Source organism: Acidovorax soli (assembly GCF_014207955.1).
GTDB classification, from domain to species: Bacteria; Pseudomonadota; Gammaproteobacteria; order Burkholderiales; family Burkholderiaceae_C; genus Acidovorax; species Acidovorax soli_A.
The window spans coordinates 859,586-886,224 of the sequence record NZ_JACHLK010000001.1 but is presented as its reverse complement, the minus strand read 5'-3'; the positions used below and the strand labels follow the sequence as shown (position 1 = coordinate 886,224).

The 26,639-nt window shown below is 68.0% G+C and carries 25 protein-coding genes; 5 read left to right on the top strand and 20 right to left on the bottom strand.

The genetic code is table 11. The annotated features are described in order from the left end of the window. Positions 1-57 precede the first annotated feature (57 nt). Complete coding sequence (locus HNP48_RS04100; protein WP_184855551.1) at positions 58-999, top strand: OmpA family protein; 942 nt, start codon at positions 58-60, stop codon at positions 997-999. A 321-nt stretch (positions 1,000-1,320) separates the two neighbouring features. Beyond that, positions 1,321-1,701 (top strand): DUF4398 domain-containing protein, encoded by a 381-nt coding sequence (locus HNP48_RS04095; RefSeq protein ID WP_184855550.1) that lies wholly within the window; start codon positions 1,321-1,323, stop codon positions 1,699-1,701. A gap of 39 nt (positions 1,702-1,740) precedes the next feature. Here HNP48_RS04095 and HNP48_RS04090 read toward each other — a convergent pair whose 3' ends face one another. From HNP48_RS04090 to HNP48_RS04045, 10 genes are all read right to left on the bottom strand, one after another. After that, positions 1,741-2,748 carry an aldo/keto reductase gene (locus HNP48_RS04090; protein WP_184855549.1) on the bottom strand — a complete coding sequence of 336 codons (1,008 nt, stop codon included), beginning with the start codon at positions 2,746-2,748 and terminating at the stop codon, positions 1,741-1,743. 56 nt (positions 2,749-2,804) lie between these two features. After that, positions 2,805-3,416, bottom strand: a complete 612-nt coding sequence (locus tag HNP48_RS04085; RefSeq protein ID WP_184855548.1) for a YdeI family protein — start codon at positions 3,414-3,416, stop codon at positions 2,805-2,807. Positions 3,417-3,557: 141 nt separating this feature from the next. Further along, positions 3,558-4,511: a Gfo/Idh/MocA family oxidoreductase gene (locus tag HNP48_RS04080; RefSeq protein WP_184855547.1), complete on the bottom strand. Its 954-nt coding sequence runs from the start codon at positions 4,509-4,511 to the stop codon at positions 3,558-3,560. A gap of 11 nt (positions 4,512-4,522) precedes the next feature. After that, positions 4,523-5,380, bottom strand: coding sequence for a class III extradiol dioxygenase subunit beta (locus tag HNP48_RS04075; RefSeq protein WP_184855546.1), 858 nt, complete (start codon positions 5,378-5,380; stop codon positions 4,523-4,525). Position 5,381: 1 nt separating this feature from the next. Then, positions 5,382-5,828, bottom strand: a complete 447-nt coding sequence (ligA, locus tag HNP48_RS04070; RefSeq protein WP_184855545.1) for a protocatechuate 4,5-dioxygenase subunit alpha — start codon at positions 5,826-5,828, stop codon at positions 5,382-5,384. A 4-nt stretch (positions 5,829-5,832) separates the two neighbouring features. Continuing rightward, entirely contained in the window at positions 5,833-6,756 is a 924-nt protein-coding gene (locus HNP48_RS04065; RefSeq protein ID WP_184855544.1) for an amidohydrolase family protein, read from the bottom strand. Between the two features lie 23 nt (positions 6,757-6,779). After that, positions 6,780-7,778, bottom strand: coding sequence for a tripartite tricarboxylate transporter substrate binding protein (locus HNP48_RS04060; protein WP_184855543.1), 999 nt, complete (start codon positions 7,776-7,778; stop codon positions 6,780-6,782). Between the two features lie 93 nt (positions 7,779-7,871). Then, positions 7,872-8,555, bottom strand: coding sequence for a 4-carboxy-4-hydroxy-2-oxoadipate aldolase/oxaloacetate decarboxylase (ligK, locus tag HNP48_RS04055; RefSeq protein WP_184855542.1), 684 nt, complete (start codon positions 8,553-8,555; stop codon positions 7,872-7,874). A 20-nt stretch (positions 8,556-8,575) separates the two neighbouring features. Next, positions 8,576-9,610: an amidohydrolase family protein gene (locus tag HNP48_RS04050; protein ID WP_184855541.1), complete on the bottom strand. Its 1,035-nt coding sequence runs from the start codon at positions 9,608-9,610 to the stop codon at positions 8,576-8,578. A 33-nt stretch (positions 9,611-9,643) separates the two neighbouring features. Beyond that, a complete protein-coding gene (locus tag HNP48_RS04045) occupies positions 9,644-10,336 on the bottom strand; it encodes a substrate-binding domain-containing protein (protein WP_184855540.1) in 693 nt (230 codons plus the stop codon). A 138-nt stretch (positions 10,337-10,474) separates the two neighbouring features. On the opposite strand from HNP48_RS04045, the gene HNP48_RS04040 reads away from it, so the two are divergent. Beyond that, on the top strand, positions 10,475-11,395 hold the full coding sequence (locus tag HNP48_RS04040; protein WP_184855539.1) for a LysR substrate-binding domain-containing protein: 921 nt from the start codon (positions 10,475-10,477) through the stop codon (positions 11,393-11,395). On the opposite strand, the gene HNP48_RS04035 is transcribed toward HNP48_RS04040, so the two are convergent. From HNP48_RS04035 to HNP48_RS04005, 7 genes are all read right to left on the bottom strand, one after another. Beyond that, entirely contained in the window at positions 11,380-12,294 is a 915-nt protein-coding gene (locus HNP48_RS04035) for an NAD(P)-dependent oxidoreductase (protein ID WP_184855538.1), read from the bottom strand. The genes HNP48_RS04040 and HNP48_RS04035 overlap by 16 nt on opposite strands. A gap of 22 nt (positions 12,295-12,316) precedes the next feature. Further along, the gene (locus HNP48_RS04030; RefSeq protein ID WP_184855537.1) at positions 12,317-13,042 is read right to left on the bottom strand and encodes an ABC transporter ATP-binding protein; all 726 of its coding nucleotides are present in this window, start codon (positions 13,040-13,042) and stop codon (positions 12,317-12,319) included. Continuing rightward, entirely contained in the window at positions 13,035-13,820 is a 786-nt protein-coding gene (locus tag HNP48_RS04025) for an ABC transporter ATP-binding protein (RefSeq protein WP_184855536.1), read from the bottom strand. Before HNP48_RS04025 ends, HNP48_RS04030 begins: the two co-directional genes overlap by 8 nt. After that, positions 13,817-14,785 carry a branched-chain amino acid ABC transporter permease gene (locus HNP48_RS04020; RefSeq protein ID WP_184855535.1) on the bottom strand — a complete coding sequence of 323 codons (969 nt, stop codon included), beginning with the start codon at positions 14,783-14,785 and terminating at the stop codon, positions 13,817-13,819. Before HNP48_RS04020 ends, HNP48_RS04025 begins: the two co-directional genes overlap by 4 nt. Further along, the gene (locus tag HNP48_RS04015) at positions 14,785-15,657 is read right to left on the bottom strand and encodes a branched-chain amino acid ABC transporter permease (RefSeq protein ID WP_184855534.1); all 873 of its coding nucleotides are present in this window, start codon (positions 15,655-15,657) and stop codon (positions 14,785-14,787) included. Before HNP48_RS04015 ends, HNP48_RS04020 begins: the two co-directional genes overlap by 1 nt. 273 nt (positions 15,658-15,930) lie before the next feature. Further along, the gene (locus tag HNP48_RS04010) at positions 15,931-17,112 is read right to left on the bottom strand and encodes an ABC transporter substrate-binding protein (protein ID WP_184855533.1); all 1,182 of its coding nucleotides are present in this window, start codon (positions 17,110-17,112) and stop codon (positions 15,931-15,933) included. A gap of 134 nt (positions 17,113-17,246) precedes the next feature. Further along, positions 17,247-18,023 carry a GntR family transcriptional regulator gene (locus HNP48_RS04005; RefSeq protein ID WP_184855532.1) on the bottom strand — a complete coding sequence of 259 codons (777 nt, stop codon included), beginning with the start codon at positions 18,021-18,023 and terminating at the stop codon, positions 17,247-17,249. Between the two features lie 256 nt (positions 18,024-18,279). Here HNP48_RS04005 and HNP48_RS04000 point away from each other — a divergent pair, with 256 nt between their 5' ends. Beyond that, complete coding sequence (locus HNP48_RS04000; protein WP_184855531.1) at positions 18,280-19,311, top strand: aromatic ring-hydroxylating dioxygenase subunit alpha; 1,032 nt, start codon at positions 18,280-18,282, stop codon at positions 19,309-19,311. Beyond that, positions 19,308-20,276, top strand: coding sequence for a PDR/VanB family oxidoreductase (locus HNP48_RS03995; RefSeq protein ID WP_184855530.1), 969 nt, complete (start codon positions 19,308-19,310; stop codon positions 20,274-20,276). The genes HNP48_RS04000 and HNP48_RS03995 overlap by 4 nt, the downstream gene beginning before the upstream one ends. Positions 20,277-20,485: 209 nt before the next feature. Here HNP48_RS03995 and HNP48_RS03990 read toward each other — a convergent pair whose 3' ends face one another. The 3 genes from HNP48_RS03990 to HNP48_RS03980 form a co-directional block, all read right to left on the bottom strand. Continuing rightward, positions 20,486-20,842 carry an HPF/RaiA family ribosome-associated protein gene (locus tag HNP48_RS03990; protein ID WP_184855529.1) on the bottom strand — a complete coding sequence of 119 codons (357 nt, stop codon included), beginning with the start codon at positions 20,840-20,842 and terminating at the stop codon, positions 20,486-20,488. A 154-nt stretch (positions 20,843-20,996) separates the two neighbouring features. After that, positions 20,997-22,973: an adenylate/guanylate cyclase domain-containing protein gene (locus HNP48_RS03985; RefSeq protein WP_184855528.1), complete on the bottom strand. Its 1,977-nt coding sequence runs from the start codon at positions 22,971-22,973 to the stop codon at positions 20,997-20,999. Beyond that, positions 22,954-26,568 (bottom strand): TonB-dependent receptor domain-containing protein, encoded by a 3,615-nt coding sequence (locus tag HNP48_RS03980; RefSeq protein ID WP_184855527.1) that lies wholly within the window; start codon positions 26,566-26,568, stop codon positions 22,954-22,956. The genes HNP48_RS03985 and HNP48_RS03980 overlap by 20 nt, the downstream gene beginning before the upstream one ends. Between the last annotated feature and the right edge of the window lie 71 nt (positions 26,569-26,639).

The following is a 26,639-nucleotide window of genomic DNA, read 5'->3' as shown; positions in this document are numbered from 1 at the left end:
GCCTTGGCTGCCGCCGACGCGCCCCGCCCTCCACCGAATACCGAAGGAACAACGACCATGCACCCCATTCTTCGCCGCACCTCCGCCCTCGCCACCAGCCTGTTGGCCGCCGGCTTGCTGGCCGCCTGCGCGACCACCGGCCCCTCTGCCGCCCTGGAGCAGGCCCGCGCCAACGTGAGCCGCGTGGGCGCCGACCCCATCGTGGGCCAGTACGCCCCGCTGGAACTCAAGGAGGCCCACGATGCGCTGCTGCGCGCCGACCGCCACTGGGCCGACAAGCACGACGAGGCCGAAACCAACCACATGGCCTACCTGGCTTCACAGCGCGCCCAGATCGCGGCCAATGCAGCCCGCGCCCGCATGCTGGATGCCAACCTGCAGAGCGCGAGTGCCGAGGCCGACCGCATCCGCCTGGAAGCGCGCACCCGCGAGGCCGACGAGGCGCGCCTGCGCGCCGATGCCCAGGCGCGCAACGCGCAGATCGCCCAGGCCCAGGCCCTGAGTGCCGAGCAGCGCGCGGCCCAGCAGCAGGCGCAGGCCAATGCGGCGCTGGCGCAGGCCAGTGCCGCACAGGACCGCGTGCGCCTGCTCGAAGCGCAGTTGCGCGAGATGGAGGCCCTGCAGACCGAGCGCGGCCTGATCGTGACCCTGGGCGATGTGCTGTTCGCCTTCAACAAGGCCGAGCTGTCGCCCCAGGCCGCACCGCGCCTGGACAAGCTGGCCAGCTTCCTCCAGCAGTTTCCCGAGCGCAGGCTGCTGATCGAGGGCTATACCGACAGCGTGGGCTCGGATGCCTACAACCTGGACCTGTCGTCACGCCGCGCCGCCGCCGTGCGGGATGCGCTAGTGGCCCGCGGCGTGGATGCGAACCGCATCACGGCACGCGGCTACGGCAAGGTCTACCCGGTGGCCGACAACGCCTCGCCCGAAGGGCGCGCCATGAACCGGCGCGTGGAGATCGTGATCGCCGATGACAAGGGCAACCTCAAGGGCCGTTGAAACCCCTGCCCTCCTCCAGGCCGCGCTGTCCCCCACTGCGCGGCTTTTTTGCGTGTCCACCATGCGGGAGGTGCCTGGGTCAAAAAGATGTTCCAGTCTAAGTGAGCGGCCACCCACTTGTAACATCCGCGCGCTCCCTGGGGCGCCTTGGATTGGTGCGGAGCCCGCGGCCGGTAACAGGAATATCCCACAAGGGTAAGCCCCATGCGGGGCGGCACAGGTTTTGCTGTTCAATTTCTGCCACGGGCGGGTCATATGCATTTGTTACATATGGAGCCGATGCAGACCACGCCCACCAGCGTCTTGAAGGAAACAGCCACCATGCATCCCATGCTTCGCAGCACCACCGTTCTCGCCATCAGCGCGATGGCCGCAGGGTTTCTGTCCGCCTGCGCCACCGCACCCTCCATGGCCCTGGAGCGCGCCCGCGCCGCCGTCGGCACGGCCAGCGCCGACCCCACCGTCATGCGGCATGCAGCGGTGGAACTCAAGAAGGCCACCGATGCATTGGCCACGGCCAACAGCATCTGGAGCAAGACCCACGACGAGGCGGAGACCAACCACATCGCCTACATGGCCGCCCTGCAGGCGGAGGCCGCCACCAGCGCGGCACGCACGCGCATGCTGGCCGCCAACATCCGCACCGCCAGTTCCGGCACCGACCAGATCAGCCTGCACACCGAGACCCCCTCGCGCCGCTGATGCGGCACGCCCTGCCATGGTGCAGGGCGTCCGGCAGCCTTAGGCAAACGTCTCGGTATCCACCTCGCTCGCGCTCTGCGCGCTGTAGCGGGGGCCGACGACGTTGTGCTGGTTGATGGCCGCGTCGAGTGCGGCCAGTGTTGCTGCGTCGAGTTGCACGCTGGCAGCGCCCAGGTCATCGTGCAGGTGTTCCACGCTGGTCGTGCCCGGAATCGGGATGATGTGCCCGCCCCGGTGCAGCAACCAGGCCAGCGCCAGTTGCGCAGGCGTGCAGCCCACCTGGCGCGCGATCGCGAAATACCCCTCCAGCAGCGCCAGATTCACGGCGTAGGCTTCGGGCGCAAAGCGCGGCATGGCGCGGCGGATGTCCTTGGCATCCAGGGTGGAGACATCGGTCAGCCCGCCACACAGGTAGCCCCGCGCCACGGGGCTGAAGGCCACGAAGGCCACACCCAGCTCACGGCAGGCGTCGAGCACGGCGATCTCGGGGTTGCGTGTCCACAGCGAATACTCGGTCTGCACGGCGGCGATGGGGTGCACTGCATAGGCCCGGCGCAGCGTGGCAGCCGACACCTCGGACAGGCCGATGCTGCGGATCTTGCCCGCACGCACCAGGTCGGCCAGCGCGCCCACGCTGTCTTCGATGGGCACCTGCTTGTCCCAGCGGTGCAGGTAGTACAGGTCGATCACATCGGTCTGCAGGCGGCGCAGGCTGTCTTCGCAGGTCTGGCGCAGGGTCGCGGGGCGCCCGTCGATCACGCGCACCAGCTTGCCATCGCCCGCCACGTCCACGCCCTGCATGCCGCACTTGCTGGCCAGGGTGAAGCGCTGGCGGTGCGGCTTCATCACGCGGCCCACCAGGGTTTCATTGGCACCGAAGCCGTAGAGCGTGGCGGTGTCGAACAGGGTCACGCCCGCGTCCAGCGCGGCCAGCAGCACACGCTCGCCCTGCTCGGCAGAGACGGGTGCACCGTAGGCGTGCGACAGGTTCATGCAGCCCAGGCCGATGGCCGAGACGGTGAAAGGTCCAAGGGTTCTTTGTTGCATGCCGGGAGCTTACGGCATGCACGGCAACCCCCCGAGGGGGTCGGGCTTGTGGCGGGCTACGGCCTGTCCACGATGCGCCCCACCGCCGCAGGCCGCTTGGCCCACAGATCCACACGCTCTCCCGCCGCACAGGCGGCGAGCAGTTGGGCAAACCGCGCTGCCTTCGTTTCGGGCCGCTTGGCGGACGCCAGCCAGTGCAGCATGGTCTTGCGGTAGCCCGGTGGCGTGGCCTCGAAGAACTGCCACGCCTTCCTGTGCCGTTTGAATTCGCGCAATTGCGGCGCCGGCAGATCCGCCACCGTGGCTTGCTCGTGCGCGTAGATGGCGGATTTGTCGGCCCTGCGGTGCGCAAAGGCATCCAGCCCGGCCTGTGTCACGCGCCCCGCCGCCTGCAGCGGCCCCATCTTGGCGATGTTCACCGCACTCCAGATGGACGAGGGCTTGCGCGGCGTGAAGCGGATGCAGTAGCTGTCCTCGTTCAACCGCCGGCGCACCCCGTCGATCCAGCCGAAGCACAACGCCTCGTCCACCGATTCGGACCAGCTCATGCAGGGCCGGCCCGAGCCGACCTTGTGAAAGCCCACGAGCAACTCCGAGGCGCTCACAGCATGGGCCTGCAGCCATCGGCGAAAGGCTGCCTGCGTGGCGAAGAAGGTGGGAGCGGGCATGGCGAGCACATTGTCCTCAACATCCACCGCCGCGCACAGCCCCCTTGCAGACCCCATTCCAGCCCAGACGCCGTCCTCCGGGTCGGTGCCAAGCCGGCATTGCCGACCGCAGGGCCGGAGGCAACCCCTGGCGCTCGCGGCTCAGCCCGCGTTGAGCTGCAACTCCAGATCGTGCAGCACCTGGTAGCAAGGCAGCACCTGTGCCACGCTGGCGTTGGGCTCGCGGCCTTCCCGGATGGCGGCAAAGAACTCGCGGTCCTGCAGCTCGATGCCGTTCATGCTCACATCGACCTTGCTCACATCGATCTTCTCTTCCTTGCCGTTGACCAGATCGTCGTAGCGCGCGATGTAAGTGGCCGTGTCGCCGATGTAGCGGAAGAAAGTGCCCAGCGGGCCATCGTTGTTGAAGCTCAGGGACAGCGTGCAGATGGCGCCATTGGCGGCCTGGAGCTGGATGCTCATGTCCATGGCGATGCCCAGGTCCTTGTGGATCGGGCCTTGCACGGCGTTGGCGCGCACGATGGGGCTGCCCGCCTGGTAGGCGAACAGGTCCACCGTGTGGGCGGCGTGGTGCCACAGCAGGTGGTCCGTCCAGCTGCGGGGCTGGCCCAGCGCGTTCATGTTGGTGCGGCGGAAGAAATAGGTCTGCACATCCATCTGCTGGATGTTGAACTCGCCGGCTTCGATCTTCTTGTGCACGAACTGGTGGCTGGGGTTGAAGCGGCGGGTGTGGCCGCACATGGCCACCAGGCCGGTCTGCTTCTGCAGGTCCACCACGGCCTGGCCCTCGGAGAGGATGTCGCACAGCGGGATCTCGACCTGCACATGCTTGCCCGCTTCCATGCAGGCGATGGACTGGCTGGCATGCATCTGCGTGGGCGTGCACAGGATGACGGCGTCCACTTCCTTGATGGCCAGGCTGTCCGCGAGGTCGGTGGTGACATGCCGGATGCCGTACTTATCGGCCACTTCCTGGGTCTTGGCCAGGTCGCGGCTGATGAGCGAGACGACTTCCACGCCGGGAATGTTCTTGATGCCGTCCAGGTGCTTGATGCCGAAGGCGCCCGCACCGGCGAGTGCGACTTTGATGGTCATGGTGGATTCCTTTATTGGTTTTCCAGGATCAGGTGCCCCACCGCCGTATTGCTGGCGGGCACATGGAAGAAGCGGTGCGCCACCTTGGGCGCAGGGCCGGTGCCGGCCACGTCGCCCATGGCGCCGCGGGCGATGAGCCACATCACCAGCTCGATGCCTTCGCTGCCGGCTTCACGCACATACTCGATGTGCGGCACCTTGGCCAGCTCGGCGGGTTCGGCGATCAGGCGGTCCAGGAACTGGTTGTCCCAGTCCTTGTTGATGAGGCCGGCGCGCGGCCCCTGCAACTGGTGGCTCATGCCGCCCGTGCCCCAGATCTGCACGTTGAGGTCTTCGTCAAAGGACTCGATGGCCTTGCGGATGGCCTTGCCCAGCTGGAAGCAGCGGTTGCCCGAGGGCACCGGATACTGCACCACGTTGACGGCAAACGGGATGACCTTGCAGGGCCATTGCTCGGGCTGGCCGAACATCAGCGACAGCGGCACGGTGAGGCCGTGGTCCACGTCCATCCGGTTGACGATGGTCAGGTCGAAATCGTCCTGGATCACCGACTGCGCAATGTGCGCCGCCAGCTCAGGATGGCCGTGCACCCGGGGCACGGGGCGCGGGCCCCAGCCTTCGTCGGCGGGCTGGTACTCGGCCGCCGTGCCGATGGCAAAGGTGGGAATCATGTCCAGGCTGAACGCGGTGGCGTGGTCGTTGAAGACCAGGAACACCACGTCGGGCTTCTGGGCCTTTTCCCACTCCTTGGAGAAGTCATAGCCCTTGAACAGCGGCTGCCAGTAGGGCTCCTGGGTCTTGCCCAGGTCGAGTGCCGCGCCAATGGCGGGCACGTGGGAGGTGTAGACGGATGCAGTGATCTTGGCCATGTCAGTTCCCGGCCGGCTTCTTGCCGGCAGCTCCTTGGGGTTGGCGGTGCGCCTGTGCGTCGCCGTCTTCGCCGATGTAGCGGTTGCCTTCGACCGAACGGCCGCCACCGACCATCATGGCGCGGTACTCCTCTTCCGTCATGCCGGTCATGGAGCCCGCCATCTGCTGGAAGCTCTTGCCATCGGTCGCGCCGATCTTCGCCAGGAAATAGATGTTGCCACCCAGCGCGATGCAGCGGTTGAGGTCACGCGCCAGCACAGCCTGCTTCTGCGCTTCGGTCATCGCCCATTCGTCGAGGTAGGCGCGCTCACCAGCCAGGAATCGCTGGCGGTTCTCGGCCTTCATGAGCGACATGCAGAACTGGTTGAGGTGGTAGCCCAGGCGCGATTGTTCGGCGTCAAAGATGGTCGTGCCAGGCACGTCCAGATAGGGTTTTTCGAGGGACATGGCGTCAGCCTTTCACTTCCTCTGGCCAGTAGAGGCGCATGGGATTGTCCACCAGCAATTGGCGCTGCAGCTCGGGCGTCGTGGCGATGTGGGGGATGAAATCCACCAGCAGGCCATCGTCGGGCATGTGGTCCTTGAGGTTGGGGTGCGGCCAGTCGGTGCCCCAGAGCACGCGGTCGGGGAACTCCTCGACCACCTTGCGCGCGAAGGGCACCACGTCGCGGTAGGCGGCCTGTTCGCCATCCAGCGCCTTGGGGCCGGCCACGCTCAGGCGCTCGGGGCAGCTGACCTTGCTCCACACATTGGGGTGCTCGCGCATGAACTTGAGGAACAGCTCGAATTCGGGCCCGTCGACGGGCTTGCTCACGTCGGGGCGGCCCATGTGGTCGACCACCACGGTGGTGGGCAGGGCCGTGAAGAAGTCCCACAGCTCGGGCAGGTCCACCGCCTCGAAGTAGATCACCACATGCCAGCCCAGCTTGGCGATGCGGCCGGCGATCTCCAGAAGCTCATCCTTGGGCGTGAAGTCCACCAGGCGCTTGACGAAGTTGAAGCGCACACCGCGCACACCGGCGTCGTGCATGGCCTGCAGCTCCTCGTCGGTGACCGAGCGGCGCACCGTGGCCACGCCACGCGCCTTGCCGCCCGAATGCACCAGCGCATCGACCATGGCGCGGTTGTCCGCACCGTGGCAGGTGGCCTGCACCACCACGTTGCGCGCAAAGCCCAGGTGGTCGCGCAGCGCATAGAGCTGCGCCTTGCTCGCATCGCAGGGCGTGTACTTGCGCTCGGGGGCATAGGGGAACTCGGCGCCCGGGCCGAACACGTGGCAGTGCGCATCCACGGCGCCCTCAGGCACCTGGAAGCGGGGTTGGCTCGGGCCGGCGTACCAGTCGAGCCAGCCAGGGGTCTTGGTGAATTCACTCATGTGCGTGCTCCTTGCCTGCAGGCTCAGTCCAGCGAGACGTTGGCCTTCTTGATGACCTCACCAAAGCGCTGGCTCTCGTCCTTGACGAATTGCGCGAACTGGGGGCGCGTGGTCGGGAACTGCTCGTAGCCAAAGGTCTTGAACTTCTCGGCCACATCGGGGCCCGTCAGCGCCTGCTCGATGTCGCGCTTGATCTTGTCGGTGACGGCGGCGGGCAGGCCGGGCGGCACGGCGATGGCATTCCAGCCCGTGACGGCGAAGTCCTTGGGGCCACCGGCTTCGGCCACGGTGGGCACGTCGGGGAATTCGGCCGAACGCTGGGGGCTGGCGAAGGCCAGCAGGCGCAGCTTGCCGGCGCGGTACAGCGGGCCCGCCGTGGCGGCGCTGCCCAGCGCGAAGTCGATGTCGCCCGTGGCGACCGAGGTGTAGAGCTGCGTGGTCTCCTTGAAGATCACGTGCTCCATCTGCGTGCCGGTGGCCGACTCGAACAGCTCGGAGCCCAGGTGCACCGGGTTGCCCACCGACCACGAGCCGTAGTTGAGTTTGCCCGGGCGGGCCTTGGCATCGGCCACGATGTCGGCCACGTTCTTGTACTTGCTGCCCGTGCCCACGGTGAAAAAGAAGTGGGTCTTGAACAGCGGCAGCAGGGTGTCGAAGTCCTTTGCGACATCGTAGGGGAGCTTCTTGAACAGGCTGGGGTAGGCGGCCAGGTGCACGTTGTCGAGCACGATCAGGTCATGCCCGTCCTTGGCGCCGCGCTTGAAGGCATCGATGGCGATGAAGCCATTGCCACCGGGACGGTTCTCGACCACCACGGGCTGGTTCCAGATGCGGCCGAGCTTCTCGGCCACGATGCGGGCCACGCCGTCCGGGCCACCACCGACCGGGAAGGGCGTGATGATGCGCACGGCCTTGTTCGGGAACTGCTGGGCGGCAGCGAGCTGGGGTGCCAGGCCGGCCGCGGCGGCCACACCCAGGGCGAGGGCGGCACGGCGGGAGAAGGAGGGGGAAAGCAGGCTCATGGTTGTCTCAGGGAAGTTGTCGGGATGCGCCGCACACGGCGGCAGAAACACCGCCTGCCAAACAGGCGGTGCCAGGGGGTCGTCAAAGACGGATCAGTCGATGTACTTGAGCCCGGCCTTTTCGAGCCCGGGGCGCATGTTGTACATGTCCAGGCCGAGCACGCCGGAGGCGAGCTTGGCGCGCTTTTCGCCCTCGAAGCTCTCGCGCTTGCGTGCGGCTTCGAGCGTTTCGGCGGCACGCGCGGCGGGCACGCAGACCACGCCATCGTCGTCGGCCACGATCACGTCACCCGGCGTGACCCACATGCCGGCGCACACCACGGGGATGTTGACCGAGCCCAGCGTGGCCTTGATCGTGCCCTTGCTGGAGATGGCGCGACTCCACACGGGGAAGTTCATCTCCTGCAGCGTCTTCACATCGCGCACGCCGGCATCGATGATGAGGGCACGCGCACCGCGCGCCTGGAACGAGGTGGCCAGCAGGTCACCGAAGTAGCCGTCGGTGCATTCGGAGGTGACGGCTGCCACCACCACGTCGCCGGGCTGGATCTGCTCGGCCGCCACATGCATCATCCAGTTGTCGCCGGGCTGCAGCAGCACCGTGACCGCCGTGCCCGACACCTGTTGGCCGGGGTAGATGGGACGCATATAGGGCTTGAGCAGGCCCACGCGGCCCATGGCCTCGTGCACCGTGGCCGAGCCCAGGGCGGCCAGGCCGTCGGCGGCCGTGCGGTCGGCACGGGTGATGTTGCGGTAGACAACGCCGAGTTCGTACATGTTGGGGTCTCCAGTGGGGGTTACAGGCCCTTGGCCTTGAGGCGCGCGTCCAGGCGCGGGAACACGCGGCGCACATTGCCTTCGTAGATCTGGTGCTTGTCGTCGCCGCTCAGGATCTTCGACGCCTCGATGTAGCGCTTGGTGTCGTCGTAGTAGTTGCCGGTGGTGGGGTCGATGCCGCGCACCGCGCCGATCATTTCCGAGGCGAACAGCACGTTCTTCACCGGAATCACGGTATTGAGCAGGTCGATGCCGGGCTGGTGGTACACGCAGGTATCGAAGAAGATGTTGTTCAGCAGGTGGTCTTCGAGCAGGGGCTTCTTCATCTCCTGCGCCAGGCCGCGGAAACGGCCCCAGTGGTAGGGCACGGCACCGCCGCCGTGCGGGATCAAGAACTTGAGCGTCGGAAAGTCCTTGAACAGGTCGCCCTGGATGCACTGCATGAAGGCCGTGGTGTCGGCATTCAGGTAGTGCGCGCCGGTGGTGTGAAAGCACGCATTGCAGCTGGTGCTCACGTGGATCATGGCGGGCAGGTCGTACTCCACCATCTTCTCGTAGATGGGGTACCAGTGGCGGTCGGTCAGCGGCGGGCTGGTCCAGTGGCCACCCGAAGGATCGGGGTTCAGGTTGATGCCCACGGCGCCGTAGTCCTTGACGCACTTCTCCAGTTCGGGAATGCAGGTCGCAGGGTCCACGCCAGGGCTTTGCGGCAGCATGGCCACGGGCACGAAGTGCTCGGGGAACAGCGTGGACACGCGGTAGCACAGCTCGTTGCAGATGGCCGCCCAGGTACTGGAGACGTTGAAGTCGCCGATGTGGTGGGCCATGAAGCTCGCGCGCGGCGAGAACAGCGTGATGTCGCTGCCGCGCTCCTTCATCAGGCGCAGCTGGTTGCTCTCGATGGACTCGCGCAGCTCGTCGTCGCTGATTTGCAAATCGGCGACCTTGGGCATGGCGGCCGGGTCCTGGATGCCGGCGATCTGCTGGTTGCGCCAGTTCTCCAGCGCCTTGGGTGCCGTGGTGTAGTGGCCATGGCAATCGATGATGAGGCTCATTGCGTTGTGCTCCTTGGATCTTGGAATTCGGAATCAGGCAGGGTCCATGCCCTGGCGGCGCTTGGCATCCGCCGCGGCAGGAGAGGCCAGAAAGTCGAGCAGCGCCTGGGCCGCTGCGGGCTGCTGGCTGGTGGCGGCAACGCCCGACGAAAAGATGGTGGTGATCTGGATTGCCGGCGGCAGCGGGCCCACGATGGCGATGCCCTCCACGTGCAACAGCTCGCTCAGTTGCTGGAAACCCAGCTCCACGTCGCCGCGCGCCACCAGCGAGCCCACGGGCACGCCGGGCGGCGCCTGCACCATGCGGCCGGCCACTTCGGCGGCAATGCCCCAGCGCTCGAACAGCTTGGCCAGCGCCACGCCGCTCGGTCCGGTGGAATAGCTGATGCTGCGCGCGGCGAGCACGGCGCTGCGCACGGCATCCTCCGAGCCGATGTCGGGCAGCGGAGCACCCGCGCGCACCGCCACGGCCACGCCGGAGCGCACCCAGTCGGTTCTGCTGCCGGCCACCACTGCGCCAGCGGCGATCAATTTGTCGATGGCGTCGGAGGCCAGCACCACCACGTCGAAGGCCTCGCCGGCCTGCACGCGCTTGGCGGCGTCCACGCCGCCCACGGCCTCGATCACCGCGCGCTGCCCGGTCTGCTGCTCGTAGGCTGCCAGCAGCTCGGCCAGCACCTGGCGTGTGGCCATGGAGGAGATTCCGCGCAGGGTGGGCGTGCTCATGGGAGGAGAACAGTCGCTGTATACATGCCTGCGATTGTGGTCAGGGCCGGCCCCAAGGTGAAGCCGGCAGGGGCACTACCAGATATATCATTCTTGTATTGTCGAATTGGAGCTATTGCAAATTACGGAGAGCAGGCCATGGACCTCAAGCAGATCGAATACTTCGTGCGCGTGGCCGAGCTGGGCAGCTTCACACGCGCCTCGGTGGTGCTGGACATCGCCCAGCCGGCGCTGAGCCGCCAGGTGCGCCTGCTGGAAGTGGAGCTGCGCCAGAACCTCTTGGTGCGCAATGGCCGCGGCGCCATACCGACCGAGGCCGGCAAGCTGCTGCTGGAACATGGCCGCGGCATCCTGCACCAGGTGGAGCGTGCACGCGAGGAACTGGGGCGCGTGCGCGGGGCGCTGGCCGGGCGCGTGGCCATCGGCCTGCCGCCCACCATGGCCAAGGTGCTCACCGTGCCGCTCACGCGCGCGTTCCGCGTGCAGATGCCCGATGCGGCCCTGGCCATCAGCGAGGGCTTGTCGGTCGCCATGCGCGAATCGCTGACCACGGGGCTGCTGGACATTGCGCTGCTCTACAACACACCGGCTTCCCCGGGCATCGAGATCACGCCCCTGCTGGAGGAAGACCTGTTCCTTGTGCAGCGCCAGGCGCCGGACGCCGACCCTGCCGAAGGGCTGGAGCCGGTCGCGCTGGAAGCCCTCACGCGCTATGCGCTGGTGATTCCCACGCGGCCCAACTCCATCCGCATGCTGGTGGAATCGGAGCTGGCCGCCCTGGGCCTGCGCCCGCAGATCAGCCTGGAGATCGACGGCGTGGCCGCCATCCTGGACCTGGTGGCCGATGGCGCCGGCAGCGCCGTGCTGCCCATGAATGCGGTCACCACCTCGGGCCGGCCCGAGGCGTTCAGCACCCGGCCCATCGGCCAGGCGGGCGAACCCCGGCTGCGCAGCAAGCTGTCGATGGCTGTGAGTTCGCAACGACCGGCCACGCTCACGCAGCAGGCCATGGCGGAGCTGATCCGCACGACCTTGCAGGCCATCTACAAAGCGCCCTGATCCTTCGCCAGGTACGCCAGCACCCGGTCGGCATAGTCCTGCCACGGCGCATCCTTGGGCAGGCCGGCAAACACGCCTTCACGCGCCATGGCGGCCACTGCGGCCTGCCGGTGCGCGGTGGCACTGGCCATCCGCGGTTCCACACCCGCCTCGCGCACGGTGCGCGCAGCCTCGTGCATCTCTTCGGAGCGGCGCTGGCCGTGCTGCACCACGCGGCTGAAGAAATAACTGCCCTGCTTTTCCCAGTCGATGGAAGGGAAGGTTTCGGCCAAGGTCGGCAGCACATGCGCCTCCACGCCGTACTGGCGCGCGGTGGTGTAGCTTTCGATCACCAGGGCTTCGAGCCCCTTGATCATCACGCTGCGGCACATCTTGATGGCGCTGGCCACGCCCAGCTGTTCGCTGACCGGCGTGGCGTCCATGCCCCAGGCCTGCAGCACGGCGGCCAGGGCCTGGGCCTGCGCGCCGCCGAGCAGCATGGGCACGCGGATGCCGTAGGGCGGCACCGAGGTCATGACGCCCGCCTCGACATAGTGCGCGCCGCGCGCGTCGATCAATGCGGCCGCCTGCTGCTTGGTGCCGGGCGAAGCGGAATTGAGGTCCAGGAACAGCGTACCGGGGCGGATATGGGTGGCCACCTCTTCGGCCACCTCCAGCGTGTGCGAGGCGGTGACGGCGGAGATCACGAGGTCGCTGGCCGCACACAGCGCCGCGGCCGAGGCATGGGCCGTGACGCCGTGCTGCGCGGCATGCGCCCGCTCGGCCTCGCGCGTGGCGGCCTGTGCGAACTTGGTATCCCAGGCACCGACACCGGCCACCCCGGGTTGGGACTGCAAGCCCAGGGCAAAGGTCTTGCCCACTTCGCCATAGCCGATCAGGCCAATGTGCTGGATGTCCATGGTGATGCGTCCTGTCGGTGGTCTACCGGGCCACGCCCAGCAGCCGGTCCAGCAGCTCGGGCTGCGCGCTCAGGCTGGCGGCCGTGCCGGTGTGCACCACGGTGCCGCGGTCCAGCACGGCAGCCTGGTCCGAGATCGCGAGGATGGCCTGCGGGTGCTGCTCGACGATGATGGCCGACAACCCCTCTTCGCGCGTGATGCGGCGGATGGCGCGCAGCAGCTCTTCCACGATGATGGGGGCCAGGCCTTCGAGCGGCTCGTCAAGCAGCAGCAGGCGCGGGTTGAGCACCAGCGCGCGGCCCACGGCCAGCATCTGCTGTTCGCCGCCCGACAGCTGCGTGCCCAGGTTGGTCTTGCGCTCGGCCAGGCGCGGGAACATGGCGTAGACCTTGTCAGGCGTCCACGGTGCTGCCGTTGCGCCCTTGCGGCCAGGCCGCGCCACGGCGGTCAGGTTCTCGTGCACGGTGAGCGACTTGAAGATGTTGCGCTCCTGCGGCACCCAGCCGATGCCGGCGGCCGCGCGCTCGTGCGCAGGCAGGCGGTGCAGCGCCACGCCGCCCAGCGCCACCGTGCCCGCATGCTGTCGTGTAGCGCCGGCCAAGGTGTTGATCAGCGTGGTCTTGCCCGTGCCGTTGCGGCCCAGCAGGGCCAGGGTTTCGCCCTCGGCCAGCGACAGGGACACGCCCTGCAACACGACCGCCTCGCCGTAGCCGGCGCTCAGGCCCTCGATCTTCAGCAGCTCAGACATGGGCGTCTTCTCCATGGCCCAGGTACACGGCCTTGACCTGCGGGTCGTTGGCGATGGTGTCGGGGTCGCCCTCGGTGAGCACGGTGCCGTTGACCAGCACCGTCATGCGATTGGCAAAGCTGAAAACCAGGTCCATATCGTGTTCGATCAGCAGCACGGAAACATCGGCGGGCAGGGCCGCCACGGTCTGCAGCAGTTCTTCGCGCTCGCCCGCGGGCACGCCGGCCACGGGCTCGTCGAGCAGCAGCACGCGCGGCTCGCAGGCCAGGGCAATGGCGATCTCCAGCAGGCGGCGCTTGCCATAGGCCAGCACGCGCGTGGGCTCGGCCATCACGGCCGTGAGGTGGAATTGTTCGAGCAACTGCTCGCAGCGCTCGTTCACCGCTGCGCGTGCGCCGAGCTTTTGCCACCACTTGCCGCCCAGGCCCTGCTTTTGCGAGACCGTGAGCGCCAGCGTCTCCATGGGCGTGAGCGAATCGAACAGCTGGTTGATCTGGAAGGTGCGCACCATGCCGCGCTGCACGCACTGGTGGGGCGCCAGGCGCGTGATGTCCTGCCCCTCCAGCGTGATGCTCCCCTCGGTGGGTTCCAGCACGCCAGTCAGCAGGTTGATCAGCGTGGTCTTGCCCGCGCCATTGGGGCCGATCAGCGCATGGCGCGCGCCCTGGCGCAGGTTCAGCGTGACGTTGTTGGTGGCGGTGATGCCGCCAAAGCGCTTGACCAGGCCTTGCGCGGCCAGCACCACAGGTGCTTCGTTGTGGACTGCAGTGGTGTTCATGCCTTGCGCCCTCCGAACCAGGTCCAGGGGCGGATCAGGCGCTCGCGGCCCACCAGCACCAGCACCACCAGGAACAGGCCGATCCAGAAGGTCCAGTACTGGGGCGTCACGGCCGAGATCAGGTCCTGCAGCAGCTTGAAGCCGATGGCGCCGATCACGCCGCCGTAGAGCCAGCCCACGCCACCGATCACCAGGATCAGCATCACGTCGGCCGAGCGGTGGAACTCAAACAAATCCAGCGAGGCAAAGCCCGTGGTCTGCGTGAGCAGGGCGCCCGCCGCCCCCGCCAGCGCGGCGGCCAGCGTATAGACCTGGGCCAGCTTGGCCGTCACCGGGATGCCGATGGCCATGGCACGCAATCGGTTGTCGCGGATGGCCTTGAGCGTGGCGCCAAAGGGCGACTGCACGACGCGCCGCGCAAGCAGAAACATCACGAGCAGCACGCTCATCGAGTACCAGGCGGCCGTGCGGCCATACAGGTCGAACTCGAACTTGCCGAGCACCGGCCCCATGACCACGCCCTGCAGGCCGTCGGCACCGCCGGTGAGCCAGTCGAGCTTGTTGGCCAGCTCCAGCATGATGAGGCCCACGCCCAGCGTGACCATGAGGCGCGTGAGGTCCGTGCCGCGCATGATGGTCAGCGAGGCCACGGCCCCAAGCACGGTGGCCGCGGCAATGCCCACCGCCAGGCCCACCAGCGGGTCGGGCATCACATGCTTGGCGAACAGGGCGGCCGCATAGCCGCCCATGCCGAAGAAGGCCGCGTGGCCGAGCGAGACGATGCCGGTGTAGCCCAGGATCAGGTCGAGCGAAATCGCGAACAGCGCGACGATGGCGATCTCATTGATGATGAGCGCATGGCTGGGCAGGGCCAGCGGCGCGGCAAAGGCCAGCAGCCAGAGCACGGGCTCCCAGGGCCGCATGCGGCGGGCCTGGAGCAGCACATTGGGAGGAGCGCCGTTCATCACTTGCCCCCCTTGCGCACGAACAGGCCCTGGGGCCGCCAGATCAGAATCAGGATCATGAGGCTGTAGACGATGAAGGCCCCGAGCTTGGGGATGTAGTACTTGCCCGCCACATCGGCAATGCCCAGCAGCAGCGCGGCCAGCAGCGGGCCGGTGATGGACGAGGTGCCGCCCACGGCCACCACGATCAGGAAATAGATCATGAACTTGAGCGGAAAGCTCGGGTCCAGCCCCAGCACCTCGGCCCCGAGTGCGCCACCCAGGCCTGCCAGGCCCGAGCCGAAGGCGAAGGTGGAGAGGAACACGATGTTCACGTTGATGCCCATGCCGGCCGCCACGTGCTGGTCGTCCACCGAGGCGCGCAGCCGGCTGCCGAAGCGCGTGCGCGTGAGCACGTACTGCAGCCCGATGGTGAGCGCTGCGCACACCGCGATGATGAACAGCCGGTAGTGCCCCATGCCCAGCATGAAGGCGCCGCTACCGATCTCGGTACGGCCCTTGAGCCAGGCCGGCAGCTGGATGATCTGGCCCGTGGAGCCCACGAAATAGTCCACCGTGGCCACGGCCATGAACACCAGGCCGATGGAGAACAGCACCTGGTCCAGGTGGGCCTTGTGGTAGAGCGGCCGGTACAGCGTGCGCTCGAGCACCGCGCCCAACAGCGCCGTGCCGAGGAAGGCCAGCGGCAGGCACACCAGGAAGGGCACGTCCAGGCGCTGCATCAGCAGCACCGTGATGTAGCCCCCCGCCATGGCAAAGGCCCCGTGCGCCAGGTTGATGAAGTTCATCAAGCCCATGGTCACGGCCAGGCCGACTGCCAGGATGAACAGCAGCATGCCGTAGGCAACACCGTCAAAAAGAATGGTCAGCATGCAATCACTTCAATAGAGAACAGCAAATCCACGGTGCACCGACACCACTGGCGTACCCAGGTCTTCCCCCCATCCGCGGAGGAAATCCACTTGGCGTCGATACTGGCGCGCCCAAAGCCAGCGCCACCGTGGAACTGGCTTTGCCAGGCAACCGGAGGCGTCCCCCTGTAGGGGCTGAGTGCCGCGGCTCCAAGCCTGCCTGCGCAGGCTTGGACGGCGACGAAGAGCGGCCGCCTCTGGTGGACGCACGGAAGCGCGCAGCGCCTCAGGGGGTTACCGAGCTTTTCCGGGATCCTTGACGTCCTTGATCACGTCGAATTCCACGTTGTAGAGCTGGCCGTTGACGCGCTCGACCTTGCGCAGGTAGACGTTCTGCACGATGTCGCGGGTCTGTGCGTCGACGAACACGGGGCCACGCGGGCTCTCGAAGACCTGGCCCTTCATGGCGGCCAGCAGGGCATCGCCGCCGCCCGCGCCCTTGGTGGTCTTGAGCGCTTCGTAGATCACGCGCATGCCGTCGTAGCCGCCCACGGCCATGAAGTTGGGACGCAGGCCCTTGTTGGCCTTCTCGAAGGCCTCGACGAACTTCTTGTTCAGCGGCGAGGGGTGGGCAGCCGAGTAGTGGTGCGAGGTGACCACGCCCAGGGCGCCATCGCCCATGTCGTTGAGCTGGTCGTCATCGGTCACGTCACCGGTGGCGATGAGCTTGATGCCGGCCTTGTCCATGCCGCGCTCCAGGAACTGCTTCATCACCGCAGCGCCCGCGCCCGAGGGCACGAAAACGAACAGCGCATCGGGCTTGGCGTCGCGCACCTTCTGCAGGAAGGGCGCGAAGTCGGGGTTGCGCAGCGGCACGCGCAGCGCCTCGGTCACCTGGCCGCCGTTGAAGGCCAGGCGCTGGTTGAAGAACTTCTCGGCATCGATGCCCGGGCCGTAGTCGCTGACCAGGGTCACCACCTTCTTGATGCCGTTCTTGGGCGCCCAGTCGGCCAGGGCCACCGACACCTGGGGCAGTGTGAAGCTGGTGCGCACCACATAGGGCGAGGCCTCGGTGATGCTGGAGGTGGCCGCGGCCATCACCACCAGCGGGGTCTTGGACTGCGTGGCCAGCGGTGCCGTGGCCATGGCCGAGGGAGTAATGCCCATGCCCGCGAGCACGTTGACCTTGTCGTTGACCACCAGTTCCTGCGCCAGGCGGCGCGTCACGTCGGGCAGGCTGGTGTCGTCCTTGATGATGAGCTGCACCTTCTTGCCGGCCACGGTGTCGCCGTTTTGCGCCATGTACAGGCGCGCGGCGGCCTCGATCTGGCGGCCCGTGGTGGCCTGCTGGCCGGTCATGGGCAGGATCAGGCCGATCTTGAACACATTGTCCTGGGCCATCGCCGGCAGGGTGGTGGCCAGGGCCATGAGGGCGGCGGCAGCGGCCGAGGCACGCAGAAGGTGGCGTTTGTGCATGGTGCTTGTCTCCTTGGGGTGTCGTTGTATACAGCGGTGGATTGGGCGGAGTCTCTATGGAGGTGCCAGCTTACACAAGCGGGATTTCCAACTTTTAGATATCGCCGTTTGTGATAACTTGCAACAGCTATCCATCAGACGTGATCCCGGATCAGTTGAACCCCGGGTAAACCCTGAAACTGTGCGGCCTGCACGGCCGCGAGCAGGTTGCGCCGCGTGATGCGCGAGTGCTCGCGCATGATGGCCTCGGCCCGGGCGCCCTCGCGCCGGGTGATTGCATCGAGCACCTGGCGGTGCTGGTCCTGGGCGATCACCAGCATGTCGCGGGCCTCGGGGGAATGCGTCTGCACCACGACGAAGGCCGAGGGCGACGCAAAGGGCAGGCCCTTGACGCGGTCGAGCTCGCGCACGATGACCTCGCTGCCCACCATGCGGCCGAGCAGATGGTGAAAGCGCGCATTGAGCGCCACATAGGCTGAGAAGCCTTCGTCGTCGAGCGCGCGCGGCACCAGCACGGCGTCAATCTCGTCCAGGCACTGCGCGGCCTCGGCCAGCACCGCAGCATCCGCGCCGCGCTCGGCCGCCAGGCGCGCTGCCAAGCCTTCCATGGTGCCGCGCAACTCGATGGCGTCGGCCACATCGGTCTCGGAAAAGGTGCGCACGGCATAGCCGCCGCCGGGCAGGCGGTGCAGCAAGCCCTCCTGCTCGAGCCGCATCAGCGCCGCGCGGATCGGCGTGCGCGACACGCCCAGCATCTCCACCAGGGTGAGCTCGGCAATGCGCGCGCCGCCGGCCAGCTCGCCGGCCAGGATCATCTCGCGCAGCCGCAGCTGGGCCTTCACCGATTGCGAGGCGCCCGCATCGGCGGCGTCACCAAGGGCGGCCAGCGCCTGGGGGTCTGGGTGGTTCATGCAGCAAATATCGGAGGAATCGGCGCGACTGTATACAGAAATGCGATCCACATCCATCGGCAACCGCCCCAACCCCTTACAAAACAACGATCTAGGTGGTATGCCCAGCTGCGATAACTGCTTTTCGCGTTTTCGATGTATACAGAAAATCGGGTTTTCCGCAGAATAAGGCCCATGAACACGGCGATTTGCGGGCCGGCTGTATACCAAGCCTGCGGGCGCCAACAGATCCACCCCACGGAGAGAGACAAGCACCATGTTCCCGAAGAACGCCTGGTACGTCGCCTGCATGCCCGACGAGATTGCCGACAAGCCCCTGGGCCGCACCATCTGCGGCGAGAAGATCGTCTTCTACCGCCCCGCACCGGGCCAGGTCGCCGCGCTCGATGACTTCTGCCCCCACCGCGGCGCACCGCTGTCGCTGGGCAAGGTCTGCGATGGCGAGCTGATGTGCGGCTACCACGGCCTGCGCGTGGGCTGCGACGGCAAGGCCGTCTCCATGCCGGGCCAGCGGGTGCAGGGCTTTCCGCGCACGCGCAGCTTCCCCGTGGTGGAGCGTTATGGCTTCATCTGGGTCTGGCCCGGCGATGCGGCGCAGGCCGACCCGGCCAAGATCCACCACCTGCACTGGGCCGAGAGCCCCGACTGGGCCTATGGCGGCGGGCTGTACCACATCGCCTGCGACTACCGGCTGATGATCGACAACCTGATGGACCTCACGCACGAGACCTATGTGCACGCCAACAGCATCGGCCAGAAGGAGATCGACGAGGTGCCCTGCAAGACCCGCGTCGAGGGCGACGAGGTCATCACCAGCCGCCACATGGAAGGCATCCAGGCACCGCCGTTCTGGCAGATGGCGCTGCGCATGAACGGCCTGCCCGATGACCAGCCGGTGGACCGCTGGCAGATCTGCCACTTCACGCCGCCGAGCCATGTGCTGATCGAGGTCGGCGTGGCGCTGGCCGGCCATGGCGGCTACGAGGCACCGGCCGACAAGAAGGCATCGAGCATCGTGGTGGACTTCATCACGCCCGAGACCGAGACCTCCATCCACTACTTCTGGGGCATGGCACGCAACTTCAAGCCCGGTGACCCGGCCCTCACCGCGCAGATCCGCGAAGGCCAGGGCAAGATCTTCGCCGAGGACCAGGAGATGCTGGAGCTGCAGCAGCTCAACCTCACGCGCCACCCCGAGCGCAAGCTGCTCATGCTCAACATCGACGCGGGTGGCGTGCAGTCGCGCAAGCTGATCGACCGCACCCTGGCCGCGGAGCAGGCAGCATGAGCGGCGCGCAGGACACCTTGCAGGTGCGCGTGGTGCGCAAGCAGCTGGAGGCCGAGGGCATCGCCAGCTTCGAGCTGGCCCGCACCGATGGCGCACCGCTGCCCGCCTTCAGCGCGGGTTCGCACATCGATGTGCATGTGCCAGGGGGCATCACGCGCCAGTATTCGCTGTGCAACAGCGCGAGCGAGCAGCACCGCTACCGCATCGCGGTGCTGCGCGACGCCGCCTCGCGCGGCGGCTCCGTGGGCATGCACGATGCCGTGCACGAGGGCGACCTGCTCACCATCAGCACCCCGCGCAACCACTTCGCGCTGCACCCGGCGCAGCGCACGCTGCTGCTGGCAGGCGGCATCGGCGTGACGCCGCTGCTGTGCATGGCCGAGCGCCTCGCCAATACGGGCGCCGACTTCACGCTGCACTACTGCACGCGCTCCGTCGCCCGCACGGCATTTTCCCAGGAGATTGCGGCATCGGCCATGGCGCCGCATGTGGAGATCCACACCGACGATGGCGACGCCGCGCAGAAGCTCGACCTCATGGCCGTGCTCGCCGACATCGCCCCGGACGCGCGTCTGTATGTCTGCGGCCCGGCCGGCTTCATCGACCATGTGGTGAACACCGCGAAGAACCTGGGCTGGCCGGCCGACCGCGTGCACCTTGAGTATTTCGGCGCGCCCGCGCAGGACACCTCGGGCGATGGCCCGTTCGAGGTGCGCATCGCCAGCACGGGCAGCACCTACACGATACCGGCCGGCATCTCCATCGTGGATGCGCTGCGCCCCCATGGCGTGGACATCATGACCTCGTGCGAGCAGGGCGTCTGCGGCACCTGCCTCACGCGCGTGCTCGAAGGCGATGTCGACCACCGCGACATGTACCTGACCGATGAGGAAAAGGCCGTGAGCGAACAGTGCCTGCCCTGCTGCTCACGCGCCAAGAGCGCACTGCTGGTATTGGACCTCTGAAGAGTGCAACACCCCCTGAGTCGCTTCGCGCCTTCACCCCTCTCTCATATTGCTTCGCAATCTGGGAGGGGGACGCCCCCAGTGCACGCAAGCGAAGCGCCGCATTCGCGGCTTGGCGGCCCTTGCACGGGGGCACTGGCCTTGGCAGCGCCAGTTTCATGCGTCGCGGGTGGCGCGCAGCGCAGTGAATAACTGATACGGCTTTACCGTCAGTCGGTGGCGGCGGCCGTGCGGATGGTGTCCCGGCCGCTGCGACCACCGCGGGCGCGTGCCAGATCGGTGTCGAGGGCACGCGCCAGCTTGTCGGTGGCCGACATGAAGGCCACAGGCATCTTGTCGGCATGGTCGGCCACGGTGATGGGCTGGCGGCCGTTCACGCGCGCCTCGATGCGGCAGCGCTTGTCGTTGCTGCCGGACTTGCCGGCATCCACGTCGGACAGGAACACCTCCAGCCGCGAGACATTGTCCTGAAAGCGCGAGAGCCTGCTCTGCGCCTGGCCGGCGACCCATTGCGCAAGGGCCTCACTGCCCTGGACATGGTCATCGGTATGGACTTGGACTTGCATGCGGTGCTCCTTTCTCGGGGTTACCAAAGACGGCGGCGGTGCCACGACGGAGGGCAGTGGAAGCGCCGCGCCATGAGCCTTCATGGTGGCACCAAATCGCGGGTCTGCCAAATGGCATTCCAATGACCTGCGGGACACAGGTCTTAGCAAGTCCTTACAACTTGTCCAGCGCCACCGCGGTCTGCCAGGGCGCACCCGCAGGCAGGGCGGCAGCCTCCGCCACACGGGCTTGGAGGCGCAGGGCAGCGGGGTCTCCCGGGCTGCGCTGCAGCAATTGGCCAAGGTGGGCTGCGGCGGCCGCGGCATCGCCCGCGTGGAAGGCGTCCAGGGCGGCGGCAGACAACGCCGAGACCTCGGCATCCGCACAGAGCGTGAACACGCGCACGGGCTCGGTACGGCCCTTGACGATGACTTCATCGAGCACACGCAGCGGCAGCATGTCCGGCAGTTGCCGTGCCGTGGTTTCCGACAGCAGGATACCCGTGCCGAAGGCCTTGTTGGCCCCCTCCAGGCGCGCCGCAAGGTTCACCGCATCTCCGATCACGGTGTACGAAAAGCGCTGCTGCGAGCCCACGTTGCCCACCACCACCCGCCCCGTGTGCAGGCCGATGCGCATCTGCAGCGGCGGCAGGCCGCGCGCGCGCAGCGCGGCCACCAACGGCTCCATGGCCTGCTGCATGTCCAGGGCCGCATGCACCGCATGCTCGGCATGCCGCGCATCGTCGAGCGGAGCACCCCAGAAAGCCATCACGGCATCGCCGATGAACTTGTCCACCGTGCCGCCGCTGGCGTGGATGATGGGCGTCATCGCATCGAAATAGCCCGTGAGCAGTTCCACCGTCTGCTCCGCACTCAGTTGCTCCGACAGGGTGGTGAAGTTGGCCAGGTCGGTGAACATGATGGTCACCTCGCGCACCTCGCCGCCCAGGCGCATCAGTTCGGGCTCGGCCACCAGGCGCGCCACCACCTCGGGCGGCACGTACTGCGCAAACATGGCGCGGGTCTGCTGGGCACGCTGGCGCACCGTGGCGTAGATGACCAGCGCGGTGGCGCCCGTCACGCCAATGGCCGAAGCCATGGGCATGAGCGGCGGCCACCACAGCCGGGCGTAGGCAAACAGCAGCCAGGCGGCCAGCGCCATGGCCGCGACCAGGGCCGCCATCAGCACGACCGCCCAGCCCGTGTGCAGACGCCGGCCGGCCAGGATCACCAAGGGCACCATGAGAAGCACCAGCACCGGCGTCCAGTGGCCAGGCGCGCTGCGCAGTCCATCGTCCGCCAACAGGTTGTCGACCTGCGTGGCCTGCAACTCGACGCCAGGAAAGAGGCGCTCGCCCCCGGCCGAACCGAAGGGCGAGTTGAAGAGATCGGCCCGCGCATTCTCCAGTTCGGAGGCGCTCAGCGCGGAGCGCCCGACCAGCACGATCTTGTCCTTGAAGAACCCCGCCGGCAGCAGCCCCGGCTCCAGCGCCTGGTAGTACGAACGCGTGTCGAAGGTGCCGCGCGGGCCCCGGTAGGCCAGCCATTCGGCAGGTCGCAGGTCCCGGGTGGCGCCGGCGACCCTTCGCGCCAGCTGCATGGCCAGGCTGTCCGCCTCGCCGAAGGCGCGGCGCACCACGAAGTCGTCGTCGGGCAGCACCAGGGCACTGCCGGCCTGGCCTCCGGCTGCCAGCAGGCGGGGCAAGGGAGGCACATCAGTCCACAGGGTGGCATTCGCGCTGTCGACCTTCTCCCGCGCCGAGGCCAGCGCCACCGGGGCTGCAGCGGCCACCGCGCGCTCCAGCGCGGCATCCTCCTCCTCATCGCCCGGGTCGGCGAACACCACGTCCATGCCGATGGCGGCGGCGCCATCGGCGTGCACGCGCTCGATCAGGCGCGCATGCAGGCTGCGCGGAAAAGGCCAGTGCTGCTGCAGCGCCTGGAAGGTGGGCTCGTCGATGGCGAGGATCACCACCGGAAAGGCCGCACGCTGCGGCGCGGCCCATGACGTGAGCACGTCGAAGGTCTTGAACTCCAGCGCATGCCAGGGCCGCGTGAACGTAGCAGCCCAGACCAGCAGCAACACCAGCGCGCTGGCCCCCAACGCCAGCGCCGTTTCGCGCCAGAAGCCCCTAGAAGCGATAGCGCGCATCGATCACGTACCGGACGGTCTGGCGCGGCGTCCGGTCTCCGAACAGGTTCAGCACCCCCGCGCCCAGCACCCAGTGCTTGTCCTGCGTCTCCCAATACCCCACGAGGTCCAGGCTCCAGCCCGGCGGGCGGCGCGTGAGGTTCTGCTTGTCCTCGAAACGCTCGGACCGGTACACGGCCCGGGCGCTCAGGTACACGCGCTGCGCGCTGGCCCAGGTGGCCCCGACCACGGCCGTATGGCGCGGGATGTAGGGGATGCGCAGGCCACGCACCATGCGGTTGCTGGTGCTGTCCAGGTACTGGCTGCTGCTGTGCTGGTAGAGGTACTTGGCATAGCCCGACCACTGGCGGCTGAACATGCGGTTGACGCCGGCCCCCAGGGCCTGCAGCGTACCCTCTTCGAAGCCCGGCGTGCCTTCGAGCACATCGGTGGTCGAGAGGTTGATGAGCTGCGCATTGCGCATCTCCTCCAGGAAGGGCATGCTCGGTGTGCGCAGGTCGACCCCGAGCACGCCGGGGTTGCGCACGCGCAGGTGGTCGGCACGCAGGTTCAGGAACGTGTGCCCGTCGACCTCCATGCCCAGCTGTGCCACCGTGCGGCGATGCCGCCCGCCAGCCTCCACCATGCGGTCCTCGACCGGGATGCCGGCGGTCTCCACACTGGTGAGGGTGGACGCGCTCAGCGGGCGCAGCCAGTCCTGGTAGGCCATGCGCAGCGTGGTCCCGGCCACCGGCGTGAACACCACGCCGAAGCGCGGGGTGGCCACCCTCTCCGTGTCGTTGCGCCGGGCCTGGGTCGACTCGCTGACGTCGCGGATCAGCAGGCCCACCGCATTGCCGCCGCGCACCCGGTGGCGGATCTGCTGCAGCCCCAAGGCGCCATCGAGCAGCAGTTGCGGACTGAACTGCTGGCTGCCCGCCAGGGTCAGGCCGGTGTAGCGGCGGTCGATCTCGTTGACCCCGGCGAAGACCAGGATGTCCGGCACGGCGCCGCTGTCCTGGCGGACCAGGGGGCCGTAGCCGCTCACCTCGCTGGACTGCTTTTCGGCCACATGCTCCAGGGCCACACTCCAGCGCTGCCCGGTTTGCGGATCCACACTGTGGCGCAGCTGCAGATCGGTGAAGGCCTTCTCGGGAGAGGCCTTCAGCCCGCCCAGGGCCGCCAGCGGCTCGAAGAGGAACACGGTGGGAAAGTTGTCGGCGCGGTTGCGCTCCCGGCTGCGCCCGATCTTGAGCCAGGACTGCTCTACGGGGCTCCAGCGGTACGACAGGCCGGCCACCCCCAGGCGCGCCCGGTTGTCCGCTGTGGTCTGCCGCACCTCGGAGCCATCACCCCACAGGTCGAGCCGGTTGCGGCCCTGGAGCGACACGTCGTACTGGTTGGCATAGGCGAAAAGGTTCAGGCGTTCATGGGGCTGCAGGCCCAGGCCGAAGGTGAGCACATCGGCTCCGATGTCCGCCGTCCCCGAGGGATCGTGGAAGGCCGGAACGTTGAACACCCCGACATCGATCGGGGAGCGCTTGGCCCGTGCGCCCTGCGCCTTGAAGAACCAGGACACCGGCAGGCGGCTGTTGTCCATGCCATTGAGCGTGAGCGAGGGCGCGTGCATGCGGTAGAAGTCGCGGTCCAGCAGCAGGCCCATGGCGCCATGGCTGCCCGGGCGCTGCAGCAGCGAGGAATGCAGCTGGCTGGCGCCAAAGGCCATGGGGTCGGTCAGAAAACCCTGGAACAGCGCCGAGTTCTTGTTGAACTCGCCCCGGTAGCGGTCGGCCAGGAACAGGTGGCTGCCACCCCAGTAGGGCGAGAAGCTCTTTTGCGCCAGCTCCAGCGCCCAGTCCTCCATGCCGAAGAAGGCCAGCGAGGCGCCCAGGTTGGCGCTGCCCTTCTGGTCGTTGGCCACCTGGTTGAGCGACTTGAGGTAGGGCATGCGCTGCACCGCCGCACGGGCGGATTCGACGGCATCGCCAGGCTGGAACAGGTCGGTCTGGATCTGCGCCAGCAGCAGGTAGGGCAAGGGGTCCTTGTCGTCGAGGGCGCTGGCCTGGCGCAGCGTGGCCAGCGCGTCGGGCGTGCGCCCGAGCTGGTAGTAGGCCACCGCGGTCCAGACCTTGGCGCGCGCATAGCGCGGCTCCATCACGCCGGCGCGCAAAAAGTCGCCAAGCGCGGCCTGCGGCTGGCCCTGCTTGAGGCGCATCAGCCCCTGGCCGGTCAGCGCCACATAGTCGGCCGGGTTGTCGCGCAGCGCGGTCTCGAAGGCCTGGCCCGCCTCGGTGAACTGGTTGACGAAGGTCTCGAGTGTGCCGCGCTCACCTTGCGCCCCGGGGACCTGGGCGTCGAGCGACAGCGCACGGCCCAGCGCCGCGCGCGCGGGCCCGGTCTCCTCGCGCTCCACATGCGCGCTGCCGAGGCCTTGCCAGGCCCGTGCGTCCTGCGGCGCCAGGCGCGTGGCCTCGGTGTAGGCGGCAATGGCGCCTGGCCCATCGCCCTGCCGCCGGGCCAGTTCGGCGCGCACCAGGGCCAGGCCGGGGTCGCCGGCGGGCGCAGGCCCCAGGGTGGCTGCGGCCTCCGGCACCCGGTCGGTGAGCAGTTGCACACGCGCCAACTGGGCCAGCAGTGCGGGATGGCCCGGCCAATGCCGGGCCAGGGCGGCCTGCAGGGTGCGCACGGCAGCAGGGCCGTCACCCTCGAGCAACTGCAGGTCCGACAGCATCAACTGCGCGGCCAGCACGGGAGGCCGTGCCTCGGCCTGGCCTGCCAACACGGCCCGTGCGGACTGCAGGTCGCCCGCCTGCAGGGCCACGGCGGACTCCATCGTCGCCACCCAGCCTGCAGGCGCCTGGCCGCGGGCCGCGGCCAGCGCGGCCGCAGCGGCCGTCCCATCGCGTGCGGCCAGCGCCCGCTGCACGGGCTGCAGCACGGCCGGCATACCGCCATCCGTGCTGCCCTGGGCCGCCAGGTGCGGCAATGGATCGGCGCGCAGCGCATTCACCCACTGGATGCGGTCGCGCGGCTGGCTCAGCACCATCTTCACCGGTGCCTGGCCGATATCGGCATAGGCAGCCTCGTTGGCCGCCACCACGACCTGCCCCTGCGCATTGCCGAACTCCACCGTGCCCGAAAGCACGGTGATCAGCGTGCGGCCGTCGCCCGCCACCTCGATGTCCCAGTCGGTGCCGCGGATCGCCGCCGTCGCCGCCGGTGTCTCCAGGGTCAGGCGGCTGCCATCGGGGCGGCGCGTCTGCGTCCAGGCGCGGCCGGCGCTGAGCATCAGCGTGGTCATGGGCTGCGTGGGCGTGGCCACGGCCTTGACCTGCAGCACCGTATTCTGGTGCAGGCGCAGCTGGGTGTCATCGGCGAACAGCAGGGCCATGCGCGCCGCTTCGCGTGTGCGCACGAAGTCGCCCGCAGCCAGCGCCTGGGCCTGGCGCGCGGGCTTCCAGTCCGCTGCGGCCGCCGTGCGCTGGTCACCCGGTCCCTGCAGCCCCACGATCTCGGCCGCAGCGCCTGGCGGCACGGCGGCCTGACTCGCATGCCAGGGCCAGGCCAATGCCACGAGCGTGGCCAGGGTGGAAAGGTGCAGCGTGGGATGGCGCATGGCGATGGGCTCTGCTCTCGTCGGGGATGGACAACGGCGTTCGGCGCGCAGGCACGAACCCGCCTGCGTCG